Here is a 23,054-nt window from a genome sequence, read left to right as displayed (position 1 = left end):
GTCACGCCTCCCCCGGCTCGTCGCCGAGCGCCACCGGCACGCCGACCAGCGAGCCGTACTCGGTCCAGGATCCGTCGTAGTTCTTCACGTTCTGGTGCCCGAGCAGCTCCTTGAGCACGAACCAGGTGTGCGAGGAGCGCTCGCCGATCCGGCAGTACGCGATGGTGTCCTTGCTGCCGTCCAGCCCCGCCTCGCCGTAGATCTTGCGCAGCTCGTCGTCGGACTTGAAGGTGCCGTCCTCGTTGGCCGCCTTCGACCACGGCACGCTGAGCGCGGTCGGGATGTGGCCACCCCGCTGCGCCTGCTCCTGCGGCAGGTGCGCCGGGGCGAGCAGCCGGCCGGCGTACTCGTCGGGGGAGCGCACGTCGACCAGGTTCTTGACGCCGATCGCGGCGACCGTCTCGTCGCGGAACGCCCGGATCGACAGGTCCGGCTCCTGCGCGGTGTATTGCGTGGCCGGACGGGAGACCGGGTCGGTGACCAGCGGGCGGGCGTCCAGCTCCCACTTCTTGCGGCCACCGTCGAGCAGCTTGACGTCGCCGTGCCCGTAGAGCTTGAAGTACCAGTAGGCGTAGGCGGCGAACCAGTTGTTGTTGCCGCCGTAGAGGACGACGACGTCGTCGTTGGAGATGCCGCGCTCGGAGAGCAGCGCCTCGAACTGCGCCTTGTTGACGAAGTCCCGGCGTACCGGGTCCTGGAGGTCGTTCTTCCAGTCGAGCTTGATCGCACCGGCGATGTGCCCACCGTCGTACGCGGTGGTGTCCTCGTCGACCTCGACGAAGACCACGCCGGGAGCGTCGAGGTTCTTCTCGGCCCAGTCGGCCGAGACGAGTGCGGTGTCGCGACTCATCAGATCACTCCTTGGTGAGGATTGTGTGAGCCTGCGCGTGTGGATCGACCGATGTTGTTGTCGCATGTCACGCGCGGGACCCATGGTTAGGACGGGATCACGGGTACGTGCGACGGCGCCGCTGCCGGGCGTGAGGGAAGGAGCTAGAGGGTACGCAGAACAGCCCCGCCGTCAGATGACGGGGCGACACAGGCAGGTGGCCACGCGGCACAGGTCGACCGCGCGCCGTTTGGTGAGGAGCGTCCCCATGAACCGGGAGCTTACCAGTGCGACGGAGAGGTCACCCAGATCAACCACGATCCGGGATCGAGCGACCCCGAAATCCGGGGCTCTGATCAGCTAACCTCGCTCAGCGCCACGTCACGGGCGCTGGCCGTGACCGCGAGTCCGGACGGCAGTGCCCGCACCTCGTGCAGTTGCAGCGCGAACGGCAGCGGCGGCAACGGCACCCGGACAGAGAGCTGCCGGGCGAAGTTGTTGACGAACGTCTGCACCAGCGGGTTGTCCGGCAGGTCGGCCGAGGTCAGCCGGTCGAACCCGATCACGATGTGGCTGCCGTCGACCGTCACGTCCGCGGTGCCCTGGACGGTCAACTCCTGCTCCAGCACCGGTACCCGGACCGGCGCGGTGACGCCGAGCTTGCCGTCCTGCTCCCGCAGTTGCACCCCGGGCCGGTCGATCAGCGCCACCACACTGTCGTACGTCACCGTGCCGGTGCCCTGGACGGTCTTCGCGGTGACCTCGCCCTGACCCGAGCGGAGCGTGTCGAGCGAAGCGGTCACGTCCCGCGCGTCGACCGTCAGCTCCGGCACCTTCACGGTGGCGTCGCTCCCCTGCACCGGCCCCTGTACGTCGCGGAGCAGCACCTTGATCGAGTCGTACCGGCCGTTCAGCACCTGGGTGAGGAACGGGAAACCGCCGACCGTCACCTCGGGGGCGGACGCCTGCACGTTCTGCCGGGAGATCTCCTGGTTGATCTGGTCCGCGACGACCCGCTCGGCGACCCCGGCGGCGACCCGGTCGGCCACCACCAGCAGCCCGGCCAGCACCAGAAGCAGGATGACCAGGATGACGAGTGCTCGACGCCCCCTGCGGCGACGGGGCCGTTCGCCGTACGTCCCGTCGTCTGCCGGATAGCTGTCTGCCACGCCGCCGCCTCCCTGATCGCGGATGCCGGTGCACCCGCGTGCCGCCCCGTCGTCGGGACAACTATCTACCCGACGCGGCACAACTCCAACCGTCGGGGTACGCCGCTGGCGTGACGGGTGCGGAGGGCCGCTTTCCGGCCTGGAGCACGGCGATCCGGGCCGCTCGTCACAGGAAGAAGACGCTCATCGCGTACGCCGCCGGTGCGGCCAGCGCGAAGCCGCCGAGCGGCCCCTGCATGTGCCGGGCGACCCACATCGTCGGCGGCTCGCCGGCCATCTGCCGACCCGCCTCGGCGTAGCCCACCGCGAGGTCGGCCAGGGCTGCGGCGGCAGCGGCGACCAGCCCGACGATCGCTCCGCTGGTCGGGGTGAACACGACCAGGTAGCTGCCGAGGATGCCGGCGGCGAGGGTGCCGAGCATCGCCCCGATCACCACACCGGCGGCACCGCGCGGCACCTGCGGGGCCAGTCGCGGCCAGGGCAGCAGCGCGTCGGTCAACCGGGCGACGGTCAGTGCCACCGCCGCCGCGGTCAGACAGACGAAGATCGCCTGGGTACCCTTCGGGATCCGGCTCAGCACGATCAGGGTGCCGAACGAGACCACGCCGACCACGATGAACAGGGTGGCGCCGAGCGACTCGGTGACCCGGGCCCGGTCGGCCCGACGGACGAGCTGGCCGAGCACGCCGACGAGGAACCCGCCGGCCGCCACGTACCCGAGGGGGCCGAGCGCCGCGATCTGGGGCAGTACGGCCGCCGCGTCGGCGGCGACCGCGACCACCACCGCGACCCCGCCGACCAGCAGCAGGGCCGGCGGGCGCATCGCCATGGTCCAGGCGAGGACGAACAGCAACTGCACCCCGAGGACGACCACGGCGAACGGCAGCCGGGCACCCGGCCCGGCGGTCTGCGCCCCGAAGATCAGGCCGACGCCGAGCAGTCCGGCGAACCCGGCGATCGCCACCGACAACAGCCGGCGAATCGGTACCGGCGGCAGTTCCTCCTCGCCGTCCAGGTCCTCCGGGTCCGCCTCGCCGTCCGGCCGGGCGCCGTCCGTCGTCCGGCCGCCGTCACGGCCACCGTCACCGGGGCGTGGACCGTCCGAGCCCCGGTGGCCGTCGCCAGCCCGGTGGCCGTCGCCAGCCCGGTGGCCGTCGCCGGCCCGGGGGGCGTCCGGGGTACGCGGGCCGTCGGCCGGGCGCGGGCCGTCGAAGGGGCTGCGGGATTCCGGACCGGCGGGGCGACCGCGCGGGTCCGGGGCGCGGTGCGGGCCGGCCGGACCGGAGCGGTTCTCCGGCCAGGGGTCGCGGCCTGTCTCCGATGGCGTCGAGGGGTACACGCCCCGATCGTGCCAGACCGACCGTCCGAACGCGCCGGGCCGGGCGTCCCCGGGCTCCGAACACATCCGGAAACCTGCCTGTAATGACCGATCACACAAGCTGTGAACCGAACGTGTGAGAACGCTCGCCCGAAGTTCCGATAGGGTTAAGCCTTACCTGCCCGTCAGTGACGCCGGGAAAACCCCAGTCTCCAGCGGTCCCGGAGTCCCCCGCCCGCACCGCTGGCCACCGCGCGGCGCTTCAGGTGCCGCCGGGACGGAGGTGATGTGTGGAGATCCTGCTGCTGGTGACCGCGCGCGCAGGCGAACCTTCCGTAGTGCTGCCGGCACTCGACCTGCTGCCCCACTCGGTGCGTACCGCTCCGCGCGATGTCCGCACCCTCGTGTCCGGGCCGAGCCCGGACGCCGTACTCGTCGATGCCCGCTCGGAGCTGAGCGAGGCGCGGGCGACCTGCCGGATGCTGCACGCCACCGGGCTCGGCGTGCCGCTGATCGCGGTGGTGACCGAGGCCGGTCTGATCGCCCTGAACGCGGACTGGGGCGTCGACGACGTCATCCTGGCCAGCGCCGGACCGGCCGAGGTGGAGGCCCGGCTGCGACTGGCGGTGGGCCGGCTCAGCAACGCGACGGCGGCGGCCGGCGGGCTGATCCGGGCCGGCGAGCTGACCATCGACCCGGACACCTACGCCGCCAAGCTGAAGGGCCGGCCGCTCGACCTGACCTACAAGGAGTTCGAGCTGCTCAAGTTCCTCGCCCAGCACCCGGGGCGGGTCTTCACCCGGGACCAGTTGCTCCGCGAGGTCTGGGGCTACGACTACTTCGGCGGCACCCGCACCGTCGACGTGCACGTACGTCGACTGCGGGCGAAACTCGGCTCGGAGTACGAGTCGATGATCGGCACCGTACGGCAGGTCGGCTACAAGTTCGTCACTCCGCCGTCCCGGCCGCTGCCGGAGACGGAGAACGTGCCGCTGCCCGTCTGAGCCGATCCGGCGGCGATCCCGACTCGACCAAGAAGGCCACCCGGCGCGACCGGGCGGCCTTCTTGTTGTCCCGGCACGAACGTGAAGCAAAGTACGAACGTGAAGCGAAGTAACCACAAAAGCGAGAAACACTGAGAATTCAGGCAACCCGTACGTAGCCTTGACCGGAAGCATCCGGAGGAGGCAGACGTGGCATCAGCGGTTTCCACGGCGGTTTACGGGGCGGGCCGCTGATGTCGGCCATGTCGAGAACCCAGATGCTCGCCGTCGCCACGGTGGTCACCGCCACCGTGCTCGGCGGCGCCTACGCGCTCGGCCACACCCTCGGCCGACCCGGCGGGCCACTGGCGGTGCCCGAGAGCCGGGCCCAGCACGAGGCCGACCTGCGGTCCGGGGAGCAGCCGGACGGAGGGTCCGGAAACCGGTCCGGCGGGGCCACCGAGAAACGGGCCGATCCGGGACAGCCGGGCGGACCGGCCGGGGGCCGGACCGGACCGGTGCTCCCGGCACCGCCAACCCCGACACCTGGCGGTACCCCGAAACCCAGGTCCACGGATCCGGACCGGACGCAGCCGTACGCGCCGCCGCAGCTTCCGGCCGAGCCCGGTGGGCCGTACGGCGCCCGGGTCAGCACCGGCGCCCGCTACGTCGCGCTGACCTTCGACGACGGCCCCGATCCCCGGTACACCCCGCAGATCCTGGACATCCTGCGGGAATACCACGTCAGGGCCACCTTCTGCCTGGTCGGGCAGAACGCGCAGGCGTACCCGGAACTGGTCCGGGCGATCGTGGCCGACGGCCACACCCTGTGCAACCACTCCTGGACGCACGACGTCAAACTCGGCAGCCGGCCCAGCGCCACCATCCTCGCCGACCTGGTACGCACCAACGAGGCGATCCGGGCCGCCGTGCCCGACGCGCGGATCGCGTACTTCCGGCAGCCGGGCGGCGCCTGGACCGCGTCCGTGGTCGCGGCGGCCCAGCAGTTGGGCATGACCTCGCTGCACTGGGCGGTTGATCCCCAGGACTGGACCCGGCCCGGATCCGGGGCCATCGCGGCGCGGGTGACCGCCGGAATCGCCCCCGGGGCGATCGTGCTGCTGCACGACGCCGGCGGCAACCGGCAGGGCACGGTGATCGCGCTGTACTGGCTGCTCCCCGACCTCGGCCGGCAGTACGCGCTCGCCGCACTACCGACCGGCCCGCCGCAGACCACCCCACCGAGCACCAACCAGCCACCGCTCGCCCCGCCGGCCAGCGGGCCAGCACCGGGCGGCGGGCCAACGCAAGGCAGCGGCCCGGCATCCGGCGGCGGATCAGCACCAGGCGGCGGGCAGCCCGGCACCGGTACTCCGCCCGGCGGGCTGCCGGCGACCCGTACTCCGACGGGCGGGCAGTCGTCGACCGGTGACCCGGAAGTCGGTCAGCCGGCGACCGGTGACCCGGTGGGTGGGCGGCCGGTGCGGTTCTGAGCGTCCGGTCGGCGGGCAGGGCCGGAGCAGGGGCTACGGTGGGAAGATGATCAGGGGGCAGGCGGCGGAGCCACGGGTGACCAGGCTCGAAAGGCTCGCACCGGACGAGGTCGAGGGGATTCTCGCGTTGGCCGGCGCGGCGAGCGCCGCCGACGGTGCCGACCCCCTCTCCGAGCACGTCACGCTCCGCCTCCGGCACGCCGGAGAGGGGCCCGCGACCCACCTGGTGGTCCGGGACCCGGCCGGCACCGTGCTCGGGTACGCGCACCTGGAACCGCAGGACGGGGCGGCCGAGGTTTCCGCCGAACTCGTCGTACATCCGATGTGGCGCCGGCACGGGCTCGGCCGCGCCCTGGTCTCGGCGGCGCTGGAGGCCGTACCCGGAACCGGCGCGCTGCTGGTCTGGGCGCACAGCGACCATCCCTCCGCCGCCGCGCTCGCCCTCGACCTGGGACTGGACCGGTCCCGGGTGCTCTGGCAACTGCGCCGGTCGCTGCGTGAGCCGTTGCCCGGATTCGAGCTGCCGGCCGGGATCTCGCTGCGCGCGTTCCGGCCGGGCGCGGACGACGACGCCTGGCTGGCGGTCAACCGGCGGGCCTTCGCCAGCCATCCGGAGCAGGGCCGCTGGACCCCGGCCGACCTGGGACTGCGGCTCGCCGAGCCGTGGTTCGACCCGGCCGGCTTCCTGCTCGCCGTCGAGGAGTCGTCGGGGCGGCTGCTCGGCTTCCACTGGACGAAGGTGCACGGCCCCGCCGAGGTACGCGGCCGGACCGACGAGCACGGCCCGACGGGGTCCGCCCCGATCGGCGAGGTGTACGTGCTGGGCGTCGACCCCGACGCGCACCGGCTCGGTCTGGGCCGGGCGCTCACCCTGGCCGGTCTGCACCACTTGCGTGACCGTGGACTGACCCGGGTGATGCTCTACGTCGACGAGTCGAACACCGGCGCGATGGCGTTGTACACCCGGCTCGGCTTCGCGAACTGGCTGCGGCACGTGCAGTACCGCCGCCCGACGACCTCCCCGGACACCCCGGCCTGACCGCAGCCGGACCGTGGTCTGAACGGAGCAGCAGCCGAAGCCCGGCCCGACCAGAGCCGAAAACCGCCCCCTCCGGGGCTGCCGTCCGGCGTGGACGGTCGGAGGCCGGGCGGCCGATCGGCGGTGACCGCACGGCGGCCGGCACTGTCCGCCCGGTGGACCCACACGGTCCGTACGGCGCAGCGGCAACTGGCCGTCCGGTTGGCCCGGGCGGGTCACGAACCGTACTAATAGCACTAGATGTCGCACCGGTCCCACGGTTCACGGAACGGACATCTTGCCCTCAGGATCCGGCCATCCAGTCGGCCACCCCTGTTCACCCTGCGTTCACTCACGACGGGCGAGCCGGCTACCTGGTGCTCCTAACTTTCCCTACTAGCCGGTCACCAGCCGGCCCCCGGGGCGGCGCCCCGGGCTTGCCTCGTACAAGGTGAAGGGACCCTTTCAGGTGAAGCTCCAGCGGCACGGCACCATTGCCTGTCTCGCTCTGGCCACGGCACTGGCAGTCAGCGCGTGCGGCTCGGACAATAACGAGCCCACCGAGCCATCGGCCTCCGGGTCCTCCGCGGCGGCCGACTGCGCCACGGGGACCATCAACGCCCAGGGTTCGTCGGCGCAGAAGAACGCGGTCGACGAGTGGCGCAAGGCGTACCAGCAGAAGTGCGCTGGCTCGACCATCAACTACGAGCCGAGCGGCTCCGGCGCGGGCATCCAGGCCTTCATCGCCGGCACCGCGGACTTCGCCGGCTCGGACTCGGCGCTCAAGGACGAGGAGCAGCCGAAGGCCGACGCGAAGTGCTCGGGCGGCAAGGCCATCCACCTGCCGATGGTGATCGGCCCGGTCGCGATCGTCTACAACGTGGACGGCCTGGACAACCTCCAGCTCAAGCCGGCCACCCTCGCCAAGATCTTCGCTGGCAAGGTCACCAAGTGGGACGACGCCGCGATCAAGGCGGACAACCCCGGCGCGACCCTGCCGTCGAGCACCATCCAGACCGTGCACCGCTCGGACGAGTCGGGCACCACCGACAACTTCACCGACTTCCTGGCCAAGACCGCCGAGGCCGACTGGACCTTCGGCAAGGGCAAGGCGTGGAAGGCCCCGGGCGGCACCGGTGCGGCCAAGTCGGACGGTGTTGCCAGCGCGGTCAAGCAGGCCAAGGGCAGCATCAGCTACGTCGAGATGTCGTACGCCGAGAACGGCGGCCTGAAGATGGCCAAGATCGGCAACGGGGCGGGCGAGTTCGCCGAGCTGACCCCGGAGTCGGCCGGTAAGACCATCGCCGGCGCCGAGGTGGTCGGCCAGGGCGACGACCTCAAGATGAAGATCGACTTCAACACCAAGGAGGCCGGGGCGTACCCGATCGTCCTGGTGACCTACGAGATCGTCTGCTCCAAGGGCCTCGCCGCCGACAAGCTGGCGCTGGTCAAGGGCTTCCTGAGCTACGCCGCCAGCACCGACGGGCAGGCCGACCTGACCGAGCTGGGCTACGCCCCGCTGCCGGAGACGGTCCGCACCAAGGTCGAGGCGTCGGTCAAGGCTCTCGCCTGATCCACCGATAGATCATCCTCATAACTTCGTCAAACGGAGCGAGCGAGCAGATGGGCGACACCCCAGACCGCTCGGCCAACGCCGGCACCGGCGGACCTCGTGTGACCATCGGTCACGCCGGGTCCGCCGGTGCCGCGCTGTCGGTCGACGTACCCGTGACACCCGCGGACCGCGCTCCCGACGGAGCCGGCTGGCGCGGCGGCGGCGGTGGCGGAGGTGGTACCGGCCTGGGTGGCGGCGGTGCCCTGCCCCGGCGCAGCGCCTTCGGCGCCGAGCGCCTCTTCCAGGGCTTCACCATGGCGGCCGGCACGATGGTGCTGGTCATCATCGTGGCGATCGCGATCTTCCTGATCGCCAAGGCCGTACCGGCGCTGAACGCCAACACCGCCAACTTCTTCACCTTCGAGGGCTGGTTCCCCAACGAGGCACAGCCGAGGTTCGGCATCGGCGCGCTGGCCTTCGGCACCGTACTCACGTCGCTGCTGGCCCTGCTGCTGGCCGTACCGGTGGCACTGGGCATCGCGCTCTACCTGTCGCACTACGCGCCCCGCCGGGTCGGTACCGCGCTGGGCTTCCTGATCGACCTGCTGGCCGCCGTACCGAGCGTGGTCTTCGGGCTCTGGGGCCGGGACTTCTTCTACGGCCCGGTCCAGGAGTTCTCGGTCTGGCTGAACAAGTACTTCGGCTGGATCCCGATCTTCGGTGGTGAGGGGCCGTTCGGCCGGTCGATCCTGCTCGGCTCGCTGGTGCTGGCCATCATGGTGCTGCCGATCATCACCTCGCTCTCCCGCGAGGTGTTCCGGCAGACCCCGACCGCCAACGAGGAGGCCGCGCTCGCGCTCGGCGCCACCAAGTGGGAGATGATCCGCACGGCGGTGCTGCCGTACGGCCGCCCCGGCGTCATCGGCGCCACGATGCTCGGCCTGGGCCGGGCGCTCGGCGAGACCATCGCGCTGGCGATGACCCTCGGCATCGTCTCCAACATCTCGTTCAACCTGATCGAGAACGGCGGCAACACCGTCGCGGCCAACATCGCCAACGCGTTCGGCGAGGCCAACGACGTCGGCCGGGGCGCGCTGATCGCCTCCGGCCTGGTGCTCTTCTCGATCACCCTGATCGTCAACATCACCGCGCGGGCGATCATCTACCGGCGCCGGGAGTTCACGGAGTCCGCAGCATGACGACGACAATGACACCGGCACCTCCCTCGGCCGCGCCGGGGCAGAGCCCGCAACTGCGTACCCGCAAACTGCCGGTGGTGGCGAGCCTCGGCATCGCGGTCGCCGCCGTGGTACTCGCCGCCGCGCTGGTCTACGGCGCCGGCATCGGCGGCACCGCCCTGGTCGTCGCCCTCGCGGTGGTCTTCTACCTGGTCGGCCTCTTCGCCGCCAGCAACGCGGTGGAGGGGCGGCGGCAGGCGCGCAACCGCACCTGGAGCGCGCTGATCCACTCCGCCTTCGTACTCGCCCTGCTGCCGCTGGCCTCGGTCACCTGGACCCTGGTCAGCAAGGGGATCGAGCGGCTGGACGGCGACTTCTTCGGCAGCTCGATGAACAACATCGGCGCCCGCGACCCGAACGGCGGCGCGTACCACGCGATCGTCGGCACGTTGGAGCAGGTCGGCGTCGCCACCCTGATCACCGTGCCGCTCGGCATCGCCTGCGCCATCTACATCGTCGAGTACGGCCGGGGCCGGTTCGCCTTCACCATCCGGTTCTTCGTGGACGTGATGACCGGCATCCCGTCGATCGTCGCCGGCCTCTTCGTGCTGGCCTTCTGGATCCTGATCGTGTCGCCGTACTTCAACGACGGCCGGCCGGGCTACTCGGGATTCGCCGCCTCGCTGGCGTTGAGCGTGCTGATGCTGCCGACCATCGTCCGGTCCACCGAGGAGATGCTCCGGCTGGTGCCGGCGCCGCTGCGGGAGGGCTCGTACGCGCTCGGCATCCCGAAGTGGAAGACGATCCTGCGGATCGTGCTCCCCACCGCACTGCCCGGCATCGTCACCGGCGTGATGCTGGCCGTCGCCCGGGCGGCCGGCGAGACCGCGCCGGTGCTGCTGGTGGCCGGCGGCGGCGCGGCGATCAACTTCAACCCGTTCGAGAACAACCAGTCGTCGCTGGCGCTCTTCGTCTACCAGCAGGCCGGGGACGCCTCCCGGTACGCGCCGGCCCGGGCCTGGGCCGCGGCACTCACCCTCGTCGCCCTCGTGCTGGTCCTGACGATCGCGGCGAAACTGCTGGCCCGCCGCAACCGGTTCAGCCGCTAACCCGAAGGAATGATCATGGCCAAGCGTATCGACGCGACAAGCGTCACCGCGTACTACGGCGGGTTCAAGGCGATCGAGGACATCAACCTCACCGTCGAGCCGAAGACCGTCACCGCGCTCATCGGACCCTCGGGCTGCGGCAAGTCGACCTTCCTGCGCACCATCAACCGGATGCACGAGGTACTGCCCGCCGCCCGGGTCGAGGGCAAGCTCACCATCGACGACCAGAACATCTACGAGCGGGACGTCGACGTGACCGCCGTACGCCGGATGATCGGGATGGTCTTCCAGCGGCCGAACCCGTTCCCGACCATGTCGATCTTCGACAACGTGGTCGCCGGGCTGCGGCTCAACGGGGTACGCAAGAAGTCGGTCCTGGAGGACGCCGCCGAGCGGGCGCTGAAGTCGGCGAACCTCTGGGACGAGGTCAAGGACCGGCTCGGCAAGCCCGGCGCGGGCCTGAGCGGCGGGCAGCAGCAGCGGCTCTGCATCGCCCGGACCATCGCGGTCGAGCCGCAGGTCGTGCTGATGGACGAGCCCTGCTCGGCGCTGGACCCGATCTCCACGCTGGCGATCGAGGACCTGATGTTCAAGCTGAAGGACCGCTACACGATCATCATCGTGACGCACAACATGCAGCAGGCGGCCCGGGTCTCCGACCGTACGGCCTTCTTCTCGATCGAGCAGACCGGCGACCCGGGCCGACTCATCGAGTACGACGACACCCAGAAGATCTTCAGCAACCCGAGCGTCAAGAAGACCGAGGACTACATCACCGGCCGCTTCGGCTGACGGCCTGACACACAGTCCTTCGTGATCCCGGAGAGTTCGGCTCGCCCAGACCGGCCGAACTCTCCGGGATCACGTGGTTCTCCGCTTCAGTCGAGCACGAAGTGCGAGGTGCCGTCCTCGGCCTGGGCGAAGCGGGGCATGACCGGGATGGAGGCGTCCCGGCCGGCTGCAGCGGCGGGCAGCGCGGCCAGGTCCGGGCAGTTGCCGATCTCGGTCAGCGTGATGATCGTGGGTGGCAGCATGGTCATCTCGCCCGCCTCGTACCGGGCCAGCGCCTCCGTCGGGCGGATCCACATCGTCTGGTCGGCCTCCCCGGAGACGTCCCGGGGCACCTGCCCGGTCGGCAGCAGCGCCACGAAGAAGTACGTGTCGAAGCGGCGCGGCTCGAACTCCGGCGTGATCCACCGGCTCCACGGCAGCAGCAGGTCGGAGCGGAGGGTCAGCCGACAGTCCCGGAGCAGGTCGGCGAAGCCGGTACGCCGGTTCACCAACGCCTGCCGGGCCCGCTCCCACTCCTCGCCGCTGACGTCGCCGACCACCGTCTCGTGGTCCGGGCCGGCGAGGAGTACGCCCGCCTCCTCGAAGACCTCCCGGGCCGCCGCGCAGACCAGCGCCTGGGCCGGGCCGGGCGGCTGACCGAGCCGGTTCCCCCAGTCCGCCGGCCCGGGGCCGGACCAGTCCAGCCGGATCTCCGAGTCGCCCGGGTCGACGCTGCCGCCCGGGAAGGCGTACATGCCGCCGAAGGTCATCGTGGCGGCGCGGCGGATCATGTACACCTCGAAGCCGTCCCGGCCGGCGGCGTCGGGCCGGAGCAGCAGTACGGTCGCGGCCGTCCGGGGCGGCGCCGGTACCCCGCCCTCGGCGTAGAACCGGCGGGCGTGTGCGGCGATCGACTCCGGGGCGGCAAAGCTGGTCATGCAGCGAGATTAGTGCGGCGGCCCGGCCAGCCGCGATCTTGTGCACCACGGCCGTGCTGGTGCACCAGAGCCGTGCTGGTCTGCCACAACCGCGATCTTGTGCGGCGCAGCCGCGATCTTGGCTGCCGGGGCGGACGAAGGGGGCGGCGCCCGGCTCGGCTACCGTGCCGGGCATGACACGTTGGGGCATCCTGGCTACGGGCTACATCGCCGCCACCTTCGTCGAGGACCTCAAACTGCTGCCGGACGCCGAGATCGTGGCGGTCGGCTCGCGTACCGAGGAGAGCGCCCGCGCCTTCGCGGACCGGCACGGGGTGCCCCGGGCGTACGGGTCGTGGCAGGAGTTCGCCGCCGACGACGACATCGACGTCGTGTACGTCGCCACCCCGCACGCGGCGCACTTCGACGCCACGATGGCCTGCCTCGACGCCGGCCGGGCGGTACTCGTCGAGAAGCCGGTCACCCTGGAGCGGGCCACCGCGCAGCAACTCGTCGACATGGCCGGTGCCAAGAACCGCTTCCTGATGGAGGCGATGTGGATGCGCTGCAATCCGGTCGTACTCCGGATCCTGGAACTGATCGCCGACGGCGCGATCGGCGAGGTGACCGGCGTGCAGGCGGACTTCGGGGTCGGCGGGCCGTTCCCGCCCGAGCACCGGATGCGGGCCCGGGCGCTCGGCGGCGGCGCCCTGCTGGACCTCGGGGTGTACCCGATCAGCCTGGCGCACCTGCTGCTCGGCCTGCCGGACCACGTCCGGTCCTGGGCCAGGATCAGCCCGGAGGGGGTCGACGAGAACACCGGGATCGTCCTCGGCTACGACTCCGGCGCGGTCGCCACGCTGAGCTGCGGCATGATCGGCGCGACCCGGGTGGCGGCGGTGGTCACCGGGCGGACCGGCCGGATCGAGCTGGCGCCGCCGTTCTACCGGCCGGGCCAGGTCACCCTGCTGCGGGACGGTGCCGATCCGGAGCTGCTGCCGGTGGACCTCACCGGGTCGGGCTACCAGCACGAGGCGGCCGAGGTGCAGCGCTGCCTGGCGGCCGGGCTGCTGGAGAGCCCGCTGGTGCCGCACGCCGCCACCCTTGAGGTGATGGGCCTGCTCGACGAGATCCGCGAGCAGATCGGCGTGACCTACCCGTGAGGAGGCGCCCCTTCCCGTCGACGGGAAGGGGCGCCCGGCCGACACCTCAGAAGAGCGGGTTGACCAGTACGTACATCAGGGCGCCGATGGAGCCGGCGGCCGGGAAGGTGAGGATCCAGGCGCCGACGATGTTGCCGGCCACGCCCCACCGGACGGCGGAGAGCCGCTTGGTGGCCCCGACGCCCATGATCGCCGAGGTGATGGTGTGCGTGGTGGAGATCGGTGCGCCGAGCACCAGGGCGTTGAAGTAGAGCACGCCGCTGGCCACGGTCTCGGCGGCGAAGCCCTCCGGCGGCCGGAGGTCGATGATCTTCCGTCCGAGGGTACGGATGATCCGCCAGCCGCCCGCGTACGTGCCGAGGGCGAGCACCGTCGCCGAGGTCCAGAACGCCCACTCCGGGATGTGCTCGGCGCTGCTCTGGTAGCCGCCGACGAAGAGGGCGAGCACCACGATGCCGATGGTCTTGGCAGCGTCCTGCATGCCGTGCCCGACCGACATCGCCGCCGCCGAGGCGGTCTGGGCCCACCGGAAGCCCCGGTTGAGCTTGCCCGGCTGCCCGTTCCGGAAGATCCACTGAACGGCGATCATGACGAGGTAGCCGAGCAGGAAGCCGACCACCGGCGAGAGGATCATCGGCAGGACGACGCTCTCCCCGATGCCGTCCCAGAGCACCGTGCCGGAGGCGGCCAGCGTCGACCCGACCAGCCCGCCGATCAGCGCGTGCGAGGACGACGAGGGCAGCCCGAAGTACCAGGTGATCAGGTTCCACACGATCGCCCCGATCACCCCGGCGAAGACGATGCCGAGGCTGGAGACGCCGCGCGGCAGCTCGACCAGCCCGGAGCCGACCGTCTTGGCCACGTCGGCACCGAAGTGCGCGCCGATGAAGTTGCCGATCGCCGCCATGCCGAGCGCGACCCGGGGCGTCAGCGCCCGGGTGGAGATGCTGGTGGCGATGGCGTTCGCGGCGTCGTGGAAACCGTTGGTGTAGTCGAAGAGCAGCGCGACGGCGATCACCGCCAGTACGGCGATGAGTTCAGGGGTCACCGGAGATCAGCTTTCCTTGACCGCGATGGTCTCGACCGTGTTGGCCACGTGCTCGAACGCGTCGCAGGCCGCCTCCAACTCGTCGGCGACCTCCTTCATCTTCAGCACCGTCAGCGCGTCGTACTCGCCGGAGAAGAGCCGGACCAGCAGCATCCGGTACGCCTGGTCGCCGTCGTTCTCCAGCCGGTTGCACTCGATCCAGTAGTCCTCGAGGTCCTTCATCGCCCGCAGCCGGGGCATCGCCTCGGCGGTGAGCTTGGCCTGCTGGTCGAGGACGTTCACCAGCTCGTGCATCTCCCGGGGCAGCGACGGCAGCTTGGTCAGCCCGTAGAGGTAGAGCAGGTTGCCGACCGCCTCCAGGTGGTCCATCACGTCGTCGAGCAGCGAGCCGAGCCGGTAGATGTCCTCCCGGTCGAACGGCGTGACGAAGGTCGAGTTGATCTTCTTGTACAGCTCGTGGGTGATCTGGTCGCTGTCGTGCTCGACCTCGGTGAGCCGCTCGCTGACCGACTGCACGTCGACCCCGGGCAGCGCCAGCTCGTTCAGCAGCTCGGTGCCCCGCACAAGGTTCTGAGCGGCTCTGGTGAACAACTCGTAGAACGCACCCTCGGAGGGGCGGAGGGAAAACTTCACGGCTCGGGTACCTCGTTGCGTCGGCGGACGGGTGACGGGCCGCGGGAGGCTGCCCCTGGGGAATGCTAGGAAACCTCGGATCGGAGTTTTCGCCCGCCCACCCCTGGTCAGGGCCGGTTCACTTGCCATTCACCTGTTGTTCACCTTGCGGCCCGGCATGACGGTACGAAGGTGCCCGAACAGGTCCGCTCCGAACCCGGTGTGAGATTCGCCGCGTCGACCTGCGCGGATCCCGCCGCCGGGTGCGGAGCTAACCTCGCGGAAGGACGTACGGCGGCGGGGAGGCAGCGGTGCGGGATCTGGCGAGCGAGTTCGAGGCCGAACGGGACCACCTCACCACGGTCGCGTACCGGATGCTGGGCAGCCGGGCCGAGGCGGAGGACGCCGTACAGGAGACCTGGCTGCGGTACGCCGCCGCGCTCGGCACCGAGCAGGCCCGCGCCGAGGTACGCGACCTGCGCGCCTGGTTGACCACCGCCACCGCCCGGATCTGCCTGGACGTCCTCCGCTCCGCCCGGGTACGCCGGGAGTCGTACCACGGCCAGTGGCTCCCGGAGCCGGTGGTGAGTCGACTGCCCGCCGGCCCGGACGGCTTCGCCCCCGACCCGGCCGAGCGGGCCGCGCACACCGAGCAGGTCGGCATCGCCCTGTTGACCCTGCTGGAACGGCTCACCCCGGAGCAGCGGGTCGCGTTCGTCCTGCACGACGTCTTCGCCGTGCCGTTCGCGGAGATCGCAACGGTGCTGGCAACCAGCCCGACGGCGGCCCGGCAGCTCGCCTCCCGGGCCCGCCGGGCGCTCACCGAGGACGCCCCACGGCGGTCCGCCGACCCGGCCGAGCACCAACGGCTGGTCAGCGCGTTCCTGCGCGCCGTCGAGTCCGGCGAACCCGAGCGACTCCTCGAGGTACTCGCCCCGGACGTGGTCTTCGTCGGCGACGGCGGCGGTCTCTTCCCGACCTCCCGGCATCCGGTGGTCGGCGCGACCAAGGTCGCCCGGTTCGCCCTCGGGCTGACGCGCCGGGCCGCCTGGGAGACCAACCACCTGCGGATGTGCCCGGTCCTGGTGAACGGGGAACTGGGCGTGCAGGTCGAGGCGGAGTACCGGCCCGGGATGCCGCTGCGCGGCGTGATGTGGTTCACCGTCGCCGACGGCCGGATCACCGCCGCCTACCACCAGGTCAACCCGGAGAAGTTGACCCGGGTGCCAGGGATCGCCGAGGACGAGCACTCCTGGCAGCTCCCCCGCTAGACACCCGGTCGACTTCCCCGCTAGACACCCGGTCGACTTCCCCGCTAGACACCCGGTCGACGCGGCCGGTGACGCGGGCCAGCGGGCCGGGCAGGCGGGTGCCGGGTCAGACCACCAGCGCCAGCCACTTCCGGTACGCCGACGCGAACGGCTCGGTACCGTCGCCGAGCGCGCCGTACAGCCACTCCGCGGCGGCCCGGGCCTGCGCCACCGTCTCCTCCGGATAACCGAACCGGACCCGGTGCTCGGCGAACTCGTCCTCGTCGCGCAACTCCACCAGGCCGGTGCCCCGGCGGCGCACCACGTCCAGGTCGAGGTCGATCAGGTGGACGGTGTCCCCCTCCCAGCGGGCCGGGCTGGCGATGTCGCAGTAGACCTCGCTGGTCCGGGGTGGCGGGTTGAACATCGTGCTCCACCACGCGTCGTGCGGCACCAGCAGCACGAACGGGATCTGCTCCACCGACGGCTGGCCGTGGTAGATCGACTCCGTTCCGGCGGTCACGCCGAGCCACACGCCGAGGTCGTCCTCGGTCAGTCTGCGGGCGGGGTAGTCCCGGTGCGCGGTGCCGTCGTACTTGCGGTAGACGACTCGGACCACATCGCTCGACATGCCCGCACCCTAGCCGATGTCGCCCACGAGGAGTGGTGCGCGAAGCGTCCGGTAGACGTCGAAACCGCCAACGTCACCGCCGTACCGGACGACCTGGCACGGCGTACCGGACGCCCCGGCACGGCCGTCGGGCGAGGGAGCGCGGCGGTGTCGGGATCGGCGGGTACGGTCGCACAGTGACCGTGCCCGCCACCGATGCCAGCTTCCCCACCCTGATCGGCTCCGAGGCGGAGGACTCCGGCCGCCCTCCGGCACCCCGGTCCCGCCGACGCCGCCGTGCCGACCGGCCCACCGGCTCGGAACTGCTGGCCGCGGCGGTCGGCGCGGTACCCGGCGGCACGGCCCGGCCGGGGCAGCAGCAGATGGCCACCGCGATCGAGGAGAGCATCCTCTCCGGTGAGCACCTGCTGGTGCAGGCCGGCACCGGCACCGGCAAGTCGCTGGCGTACCTCGCCCCGGCGCTGACCGTCGACGGCCCGGTGGTGGTCTCCACCGCGACCCTCGCGCTCCAGTCCCAGCTCGTCGACCACGACCTGCCCCGGCTGGCCGACGCGGTCGCCCCGGTCCTCGGCGACCGGCCGACCTTCGCCGTGTTGAAGGGCCGGCACCACTATCTCTGCCTGGCCCGGCTGGAGAACTCCACAGAGGACGAACCGGAGGACACCCTCTTCGACGCGCCGGCCCGGGGCGGCGGTGGCGGTGGCGGTGGCGGGACGAAGTGGCTCGGCGAGGCGGGCCGGCTGGGCAAGCAGATCGAGCGGATCCGGGACTGGGCCATGGAGACCGACACCGGTGACCGCGACGAACTCGACCCCGGCGTCGACGACCAGGCGTGGCGGCTGGTCTCGATGCCGGCCCGGGAGTGCGTCGGCGCCAGCCGCTGCCCGTACGGCACCGAGTGCTTCGCCGAGGCGTCCCGGGCCCGGGCCCGCGAGGCGGACGTGGTGGTGACCAACCACAGTCTGCTCGCCGTCGACATGCTCGCCGGCCGGCACATCGTGCCGCCGCACAAGCTGCTGGTGATCGACGAGGCGCACGAGCTGGCCGACCGGGTCTCCTCGGCGGCCCAGGCCGAACTGATCCCGGAGCTGATCGACCGGGCCGCCCGGCGGAGCCGGCCACTGCTCACGCCGGAACTGGCCGACTCGCTGCTGGCGGCCGGCGACGCGCTGGCGGTCGGGCTGGCCGAGGCACCGGCCGGACGGATCACCGGCGAGCTGCCGGCACCGCTGCGCGAGGCGTGCACCCTGCTGGACGCGGCCACCCGCTCGGCGCTGGAGAAAATCGGCGACGTCAAGTCCGACGACCCCGACCCGGTACGCAAGCAGCAGGCCAAGGCGGTACTCGACGACCTGTCGAAGACCGCACAACGACTGCTGGAGGATGCCGATCACGACGTCGCCTGGGTGGAGAAGCCGGACGGCGGCGGCACGGGCCGGCGGGCCCTGGTCGTCGCGCCGCTCTCCGTGGCCGGCACCCTCGCCACCCATCTCTACGAGGACCGTACCGTCGTCGCCACCTCGGCCACGCTCGCGCTCGGCGGCCGGTTCGACACCGTCGCCCGGGCACTCGGGCTGGCCGCCCCGGCGGATCCGGCGGCCGACCCGACCCGGCCGCATCCCCGGGCGAACGCACTGCGTACCGTCCGGCCGGATCCGACGGCCCCGGACCGGACGTCGAAGCCGGACAGCACCTCGAAACTGGACAGCACCGCGAAGTCGGACAGCACGTCGAAGTCCAACCGTTCGGAGTCGGACGACGGCTGGCGCTCGCTCGACGTCGGATCCCCGTTCGACTATCCCCGCCAGGGCATCCTCTACGTCGCCGCGCACCTGCCCCGGCCGGCCGCCTCGGGCCTGCCGGCGGCGGCCGGCGAGGAACTGCTCGGGCTGGTCGGCGCGCTCGGCGGGCGTACCCTCGGGCTGTTCTCGTCCCGCCGGGCCGCGTTGCAGGCCGCCGAACTGCTCCGGGCGCGTACCGACCTGCCGATCCTGTTGCAGGGCGAGGAGGCGCTGCCGCTGCTGGTCCGCCGGTTCCGGCAGGAGCGGGCGAGTTGCCTGTTCGGCGTGATGTCGCTGTGGCAGGGCGTGGACGTGCCGGGCGACGCGTGCCAGCTCGTGGTGATCGACCGGCTGCCGTTCCCGCGCCCGGACGAGCCCCTCGCGGCGGCCCGGGCGGCGGCCGTGGACGCCTCGGGCGGCTCCGGGTTCGCGGCGGTCAGCGTGCCGATCGCCGCTGTACGGCTGGCCCAGGGGGTCGGTCGGCTGATCCGGTCCACCGGGGACAAGGGCGTGGTGGCGGTGCTGGACTCCCGGCTGGAGACGGCCCGGGGGTACGGCGCCTTCCTGCGGAAGTCGCTGCCACCGTTCTGGTACACCACCCGGCCGGAGGTGGCCCGGGGCGCCCTGGAGCGGCTCGGCAAGTCCTGAACCGCCGCACCGGATTCACGAGAATCTCCAGGGGCGTCAGGTACGGCGGGTCGGCAGCGGGCGGCTCGCGGCCGGTCCCGGGCGCCGCCTGCGGGCGCGGGTGGTCACGGCGCCTTGGCCGCGATCACCACGGCGTCCGGCGGCACCTCCGGCGGGCGGCGGTGCGCCAGCCGGCGGACCGCCGTGTTCAGCACCGCGATCAGCGGTACCGAGACCAGGGCGCCGACGATGCCGGCCAGCACCACACCGGCGGCGATGCCGACGATCACCGCGAGCGGATGGATCGCCACCGCCCGTCCCATGATCAACGGTTGCAGGATGTGCCCCTCGACCTGCTGCACCCCGATCACCACGCCGAGGATGATCAGCGCGGTCACCCAGCCGCTGTCGACCAGGGCGACCAGCACCGCCACCGCGCCGGAGAGGGTCGCGCCGACGATCGGGATGAACGCGCCGAGGAAGACCAGCGCGGCGAGCGGGAACGCGAACGGGATGTCGAAGACGACCAGGAAGATGCCGATCCCGACCGCGTCGATGAACGCGACGAGTACGGTCGCCCGGACGTACGCGACAAGCGTCGCCCAGGACGCCCGGCCCGCGTCGTCGACCCGCCACCGGGCGGCCACCGGCAGCAGCCGGACCAGGAAGCGCCAGATCTTCTCACCGTCCCGCAGGAAGAAGAAGGTGGCGAAGAGCACCAGCAGGGCACCGGTGAGCAGTTCCGCGACGGTCGCGGCGGTGGAGACCGCCCCGCTGGTCAGCGCCTGGGTGTTCTCGTTGATCCACTGCTCGCCCTGCTCGATGTACGAGTTGAGCTGGTTGTCCGACATGTGCAGCGGCCCGGTCTTCAGCCACTCCTGGATCTGCCGGATACCGCTGGTGGCGTTCCGGCTCAGGTCCGGTACGCCCTGGATGAACTCGTTGACCACCAGGGTGAGCGTGCCGACCACGGCGGCCAGCCCGGCGACCAGCACCACGGCGGTGGCCAGGGAGCGGGGGAACCGGGCCCGGAGCAGCAGGCCGACCAGCGGGGCCAGCAGTGCGGAGAGCAGCAGGGCGATGGCCAGCGGGATGATCACGATCCGGACCGTGCCGACCACCCGGAGCAGCGCCCAGGCAACCAGGCCGATCACGATCAGTCGCCAGGACCACGCGGCGGCGATCCGCAGCGCGTGCGGTACGTCCGCGTCGTCCCGACTGGCCGTCGACGGGTGCAGTTCCGTGCTGGGCTCGGCCTCGACCGGGGGTGCCGGGGCGGGTGTCGGTGGGGGCGTGGCCGCCGGACGGGCCTCCGCCGGCTCGGCGTACCCGCCGGAGGAGTCGGTCGACCGCCCGAACGCGTACGCGCGACGGATCCTTGCTCGTAGCTGCTCGAAACGGCGCAAGCGCACCTCCCACGGCGGAATAGGCTCTCCTACGGTAGCCGCACCGGCACAGGTCGGCTCGGTACGGCCTGCGGGCCGACGCCACCAGCCTGCCTGGTGGCGGCGCACGGTACCGTCTCGGTCGTGACCGGCGAGGAGAACACCGACAACGGCCTGCCCATCCGTCTGCTGCACGACCGGGTGCTGGTGCGGGCGGACGGCGGCGAGGGCGAACGGCGCTCGACCGCCGGCATCGTGATCCCGGCGACCGCCTCGATGGGCCGACGGCTGGCCTGGGCGACCGCGGTGGGCGTCGGACCGAACGTGCGCTCGATCGTCTCCGGCGACCGGGTGCTCTTCGACCCCGACGACCGGTCCGAGGTCGAACTGCACGGCCGGGAGTACGTGCTGCTCCGCGAACGGGACGTGCACGCCGTGGCGGCCCGGCGGGTGGAGACCGACTCCACCGGGCTCTACCTCTGACGTCGACCCAGCGCGGGTAGAGCCCACTGACGCCGATTCAGCGCGGGTACAGCCCTCTGCCGCCGACTCAGCGCGGGCACGGCCCGCTGGCGTCGACTCAGCGCGGGTACGGCCAGGCACCGCCCGGTCCGGCACCGGGCGCGGGCGGTCCGCCGTACGGGCCGGGAGTGCCGGGGTACTGGCCGGGGGTGCCGGGGTACGGGCCGGGCGGCCCACCGTAGGGGCCGGGCGTGCCGGGGTAGGGGCCGGGGTAGGCGGGACCGACGGGGGCCGGTGGGCGCGGCGGCGCCACCAGTACCACCGGGATCGGCACCACCGGCTCGGCCGGCGCCGGCAGGGTACGGCGGGAGCCGTCCGGGAACGCCAGGTGGTAACGGGTGCCGTCCCAGATGCCGGCCGGTGTCTGCGGATCGCGCCCCACGAAGACCCGGCGGCTGGCCTGGAGCGCGTCGAGCAGTCGGCGTTCCTCGCCCTGCCTGCGGGCCAGTTGCCCCGGCCGGGACTCCAGCCCGCGCACCAGTCCGTCGCGGAGCAGGGCCAGTCGGGTCGCCGCGACCTGGAACGCCCGCATCGCCTTGAGACCCTCGTCACCGGCGACCCGTCGGGCCCAGCGTCGGGCGGCGTGCCGTCGGCCGAGGGTGCCGAGCGCGGCCAACTCGGGCGGGGTGAGCCAGCCCGTCGACACGTAGTCGGGCAGCCGGCGCTGGGTGAGCCGCCCCTCCCAGCTCCGTACCCAGACGGCCAGGCCGACCACGCCCAGGAAGATCGGCACCATCAGGCCGAGGTAGCTGTAGAGCAGGATCAGCGGTTCCCCGACGACCTGGGTGAGGGTGGCGGCCCCGTTCCAGGTGCCGTGCAGGATCATCGCCAACAGCAGGCCGGCCAGCGGGGCGAGGATCCGGATCGGCCGGCTGGCCGACCGCACCGCGATGCCGAGCCCGATGCCGGTCATCGCGGTGAACAGCGGGTGGGCGAAGCCGCTGATCAGGACCCGCAGGATGAAGATCCCGAAGACGTTCTGCGCACCGGTCGCCGGCCCGTACTGGTCGACGCCTTCGGCGTAGCCGTGCAGGCCGAAGTAGAGGATGTTCTCGACCATGGCGAAGCCGACCGCAGACAGGCCACAGTAGACGATGCCGTCGGTGATCCCGGACCACTTCCGGCGCTGGTAGAGCAGGAGCAGCAGCGGCCCGAGCGCCTTGGTCAACTCCTCGATGAACGGCGCGACCAGCACCCCGACCACCGGTAGCGGCAGTTCGAGGGTCTCCGACGCGAAGGTGTTGGTGCGGAGCGCGCAGAAGGTCGACACCGCCGCGCCCCAGGCGAGACAGAAGGCGAGATACCTGATCGGCTCCGGGTCGTACCGGTCGAGCCAGAGGAAGCAGGCGACCAGCACCGGTACCGGCAGCGCCGCCGCGCCCAGCCCGATCAGCGGCGGCGTCACCCCGGCCGGCGACACCAGCTCCCAGGCCATCAGCACCGCGCAGACCACGATCAGCGTGATCGCCCCGATCGCGATCAGCCGACGGACCAGGCTCCGCTCGTCGGGCGTCGCCTCGACCTGCGGCGGCGTCGACATCGGCGACGGAAGGTGCTGCGCCGGGGCGGGCGGCCACGGTGGGGTCGACGACGGCGGCTGGGGCGCCGCCGCGCCGGGCGGAGTGTCGGCCATGCGATCAGCGTAGTTCGTCCCGACAGCCTGGTCGGACCACATCCGGCCCGGTTATGATTCCT

General features: G+C 71.8%; 20 protein-coding genes and 1 pseudogene. 11 read left to right on the top strand and 10 right to left on the bottom strand.

Annotation, left to right across the window (positions count from 1 at the left end; genetic code table 11):
• Position 1: 1 nt before the first annotated feature.
• From Pen02_RS01690 to Pen02_RS01680, 4 genes are all read right to left on the bottom strand, one after another.
• The gene (locus Pen02_RS01690; RefSeq protein ID WP_203864074.1) at positions 2-850 is read right to left on the bottom strand and encodes a sulfurtransferase; all 849 of its coding nucleotides are present in this window, start codon (positions 848-850) and stop codon (positions 2-4) included.
• A 171-nt stretch (positions 851-1,021) separates the two neighbouring features.
• On the bottom strand, positions 1,022-1,099 hold the full coding sequence (locus Pen02_RS42920; RefSeq protein WP_311202345.1) for an Ms5788A family Cys-rich leader peptide: 78 nt from the start codon (positions 1,097-1,099) through the stop codon (positions 1,022-1,024).
• 86 nt (positions 1,100-1,185) lie between these two features.
• A complete protein-coding gene (locus tag Pen02_RS01685) occupies positions 1,186-1,998 on the bottom strand; it encodes an LmeA family phospholipid-binding protein (RefSeq protein WP_203864073.1) in 813 nt (270 codons plus the stop codon).
• A gap of 166 nt (positions 1,999-2,164) precedes the next feature.
• Positions 2,165-3,337 (bottom strand): ICP22 family protein, encoded by a 1,173-nt coding sequence (locus Pen02_RS01680; protein WP_203864072.1) that lies wholly within the window; start codon positions 3,335-3,337, stop codon positions 2,165-2,167.
• 269 nt (positions 3,338-3,606) lie between these two features.
• On the opposite strand from Pen02_RS01680, the gene Pen02_RS01675 reads away from it, so the two are divergent.
• The 7 genes and pseudogenes from Pen02_RS01675 to pstB all read left to right on the top strand — a co-directional run bounded on the left by Pen02_RS01675 (position 3,607) and on the right by pstB (position 11,444).
• Positions 3,607-4,320: a winged helix-turn-helix transcriptional regulator gene (locus tag Pen02_RS01675; protein ID WP_203864071.1), complete on the top strand. Its 714-nt coding sequence runs from the start codon at positions 3,607-3,609 to the stop codon at positions 4,318-4,320.
• A 233-nt stretch (positions 4,321-4,553) separates the two neighbouring features.
• Positions 4,554-5,528 (top strand): annotated as a pseudogene (locus Pen02_RS01670) (polysaccharide deacetylase family protein); the annotation flags it as partial.
• Between the two features lie 310 nt (positions 5,529-5,838).
• Positions 5,839-6,831: a mycothiol synthase gene (gene mshD, locus Pen02_RS01665; RefSeq protein WP_203864069.1), complete on the top strand. Its 993-nt coding sequence runs from the start codon at positions 5,839-5,841 to the stop codon at positions 6,829-6,831.
• A gap of 448 nt (positions 6,832-7,279) precedes the next feature.
• The gene (gene pstS, locus Pen02_RS01660; RefSeq protein WP_203864317.1) at positions 7,280-8,383 is read left to right on the top strand and encodes a phosphate ABC transporter substrate-binding protein PstS; all 1,104 of its coding nucleotides are present in this window, start codon (positions 7,280-7,282) and stop codon (positions 8,381-8,383) included.
• A 50-nt stretch (positions 8,384-8,433) separates the two neighbouring features.
• Positions 8,434-9,564, top strand: a complete 1,131-nt coding sequence (pstC, locus tag Pen02_RS01655; protein WP_203864068.1) for a phosphate ABC transporter permease subunit PstC — start codon at positions 8,434-8,436, stop codon at positions 9,562-9,564.
• Entirely contained in the window at positions 9,561-10,652 is a 1,092-nt protein-coding gene (gene pstA, locus Pen02_RS01650) for a phosphate ABC transporter permease PstA (protein WP_203864067.1), read from the top strand. The genes pstC and pstA overlap by 4 nt, the downstream gene beginning before the upstream one ends.
• A 15-nt stretch (positions 10,653-10,667) precedes the next feature.
• The gene (pstB, locus tag Pen02_RS01645; RefSeq protein WP_203864066.1) at positions 10,668-11,444 is read left to right on the top strand and encodes a phosphate ABC transporter ATP-binding protein PstB; all 777 of its coding nucleotides are present in this window, start codon (positions 10,668-10,670) and stop codon (positions 11,442-11,444) included.
• 86 nt (positions 11,445-11,530) lie between these two features.
• On the opposite strand, the gene Pen02_RS01640 is transcribed toward pstB, so the two are convergent.
• Entirely contained in the window at positions 11,531-12,361 is an 831-nt protein-coding gene (locus Pen02_RS01640) for an NUDIX hydrolase (RefSeq protein WP_203864065.1), read from the bottom strand.
• 173 nt (positions 12,362-12,534) lie between these two features.
• On the opposite strand from Pen02_RS01640, the gene Pen02_RS01635 reads away from it, so the two are divergent.
• The gene (locus tag Pen02_RS01635) at positions 12,535-13,503 is read left to right on the top strand and encodes a Gfo/Idh/MocA family protein (RefSeq protein ID WP_203864064.1); all 969 of its coding nucleotides are present in this window, start codon (positions 12,535-12,537) and stop codon (positions 13,501-13,503) included.
• Between the two features lie 46 nt (positions 13,504-13,549).
• Here Pen02_RS01635 and Pen02_RS01630 read toward each other — a convergent pair whose 3' ends face one another.
• Together Pen02_RS01630 and Pen02_RS01625 are read right to left on the bottom strand one after the other, a co-directional pair.
• Entirely contained in the window at positions 13,550-14,551 is a 1,002-nt protein-coding gene (locus Pen02_RS01630) for an inorganic phosphate transporter (protein ID WP_203864063.1), read from the bottom strand.
• A gap of 6 nt (positions 14,552-14,557) precedes the next feature.
• Complete coding sequence (locus Pen02_RS01625) at positions 14,558-15,184, bottom strand: DUF47 domain-containing protein (protein WP_107257547.1); 627 nt, start codon at positions 15,182-15,184, stop codon at positions 14,558-14,560.
• Positions 15,185-15,474: 290 nt separating this feature from the next.
• Between Pen02_RS01625 and sigJ the strand changes: the two genes are divergently transcribed.
• Complete coding sequence (sigJ, locus tag Pen02_RS01620; protein ID WP_203864062.1) at positions 15,475-16,434, top strand: RNA polymerase sigma factor SigJ; 960 nt, start codon at positions 15,475-15,477, stop codon at positions 16,432-16,434.
• 106 nt (positions 16,435-16,540) lie between these two features.
• Here the strand turns inward: sigJ and Pen02_RS01615 are convergent, their stop codons facing one another.
• The gene (locus tag Pen02_RS01615) at positions 16,541-17,044 is read right to left on the bottom strand and encodes a DUF402 domain-containing protein (protein ID WP_203864061.1); all 504 of its coding nucleotides are present in this window, start codon (positions 17,042-17,044) and stop codon (positions 16,541-16,543) included.
• A gap of 302 nt (positions 17,045-17,346) precedes the next feature.
• On the opposite strand from Pen02_RS01615, the gene Pen02_RS01610 reads away from it, so the two are divergent.
• Positions 17,347-19,473, top strand: a complete 2,127-nt coding sequence (locus tag Pen02_RS01610) for an ATP-dependent DNA helicase (RefSeq protein WP_203864316.1) — start codon at positions 17,347-17,349, stop codon at positions 19,471-19,473.
• Between the two features lie 104 nt (positions 19,474-19,577).
• On the opposite strand, the gene Pen02_RS01605 is transcribed toward Pen02_RS01610, so the two are convergent.
• Positions 19,578-20,879, bottom strand: coding sequence for an AI-2E family transporter (locus Pen02_RS01605; RefSeq protein WP_307837695.1), 1,302 nt, complete (start codon positions 20,877-20,879; stop codon positions 19,578-19,580).
• 102 nt (positions 20,880-20,981) lie between these two features.
• Between Pen02_RS01605 and Pen02_RS01600 the strand changes: the two genes are divergently transcribed.
• Positions 20,982-21,320, top strand: coding sequence for a GroES family chaperonin (locus Pen02_RS01600; protein ID WP_203864059.1), 339 nt, complete (start codon positions 20,982-20,984; stop codon positions 21,318-21,320).
• Between the two features lie 97 nt (positions 21,321-21,417).
• Here the strand turns inward: Pen02_RS01600 and Pen02_RS01595 are convergent, their stop codons facing one another.
• Entirely contained in the window at positions 21,418-23,034 is a 1,617-nt protein-coding gene (locus Pen02_RS01595; RefSeq protein WP_203864058.1) for a PrsW family intramembrane metalloprotease, read from the bottom strand.
• Between the last annotated feature and the right edge of the window lie 20 nt (positions 23,035-23,054).

Source organism: Plantactinospora endophytica (assembly GCF_016862915.1).
Lineage (GTDB): Bacteria > Actinomycetota > Actinomycetes > Mycobacteriales > Micromonosporaceae > Plantactinospora > Plantactinospora endophytica.
The sequence above is the reverse complement of the archived record's forward strand: the minus strand, read 5'-3'. Positions and strand labels throughout refer to the sequence as shown.

Excerpts from the sequence above, each read along its gene's own strand:
- Pen02_RS01690 (WP_203864074.1), bottom strand. The coding sequence starts at position 850 with ATGAGTCGCGACACCGCACTCGTCTCGGCCGACTGGGCCGAGAAGAAC.
- Pen02_RS42920 (WP_311202345.1), bottom strand. The coding sequence starts at position 1,099 with ATGGGGACGCTCCTCACCAAACGGCGCGCGGTCGACCTGTGCCGCGTG.
- mshD (WP_203864069.1), top strand. The coding sequence starts at position 5,839 with ATGATCAGGGGGCAGGCGGCGGAGCCACGGGTGACCAGGCTCGAAAGG.
- pstC (WP_203864068.1), top strand. The coding sequence starts at position 8,434 with ATGGGCGACACCCCAGACCGCTCGGCCAACGCCGGCACCGGCGGACCT.
- pstA (WP_203864067.1), top strand. The coding sequence starts at position 9,561 with ATGACGACGACAATGACACCGGCACCTCCCTCGGCCGCGCCGGGGCAG.
- pstB (WP_203864066.1), top strand. The coding sequence starts at position 10,668 with ATGGCCAAGCGTATCGACGCGACAAGCGTCACCGCGTACTACGGCGGG.
- Pen02_RS01640 (WP_203864065.1), bottom strand. The coding sequence starts at position 12,361 with ATGACCAGCTTTGCCGCCCCGGAGTCGATCGCCGCACACGCCCGCCGG.
- Pen02_RS01635 (WP_203864064.1), top strand. The coding sequence starts at position 12,535 with ATGACACGTTGGGGCATCCTGGCTACGGGCTACATCGCCGCCACCTTC.
- Pen02_RS01615 (WP_203864061.1), bottom strand. The coding sequence starts at position 17,044 with ATGTCGAGCGATGTGGTCCGAGTCGTCTACCGCAAGTACGACGGCACC.
- Pen02_RS01595 (WP_203864058.1), bottom strand. The coding sequence starts at position 23,034 with ATGTGGTCCGACCAGGCTGTCGGGACGAACTACGCTGATCGCATGGCC.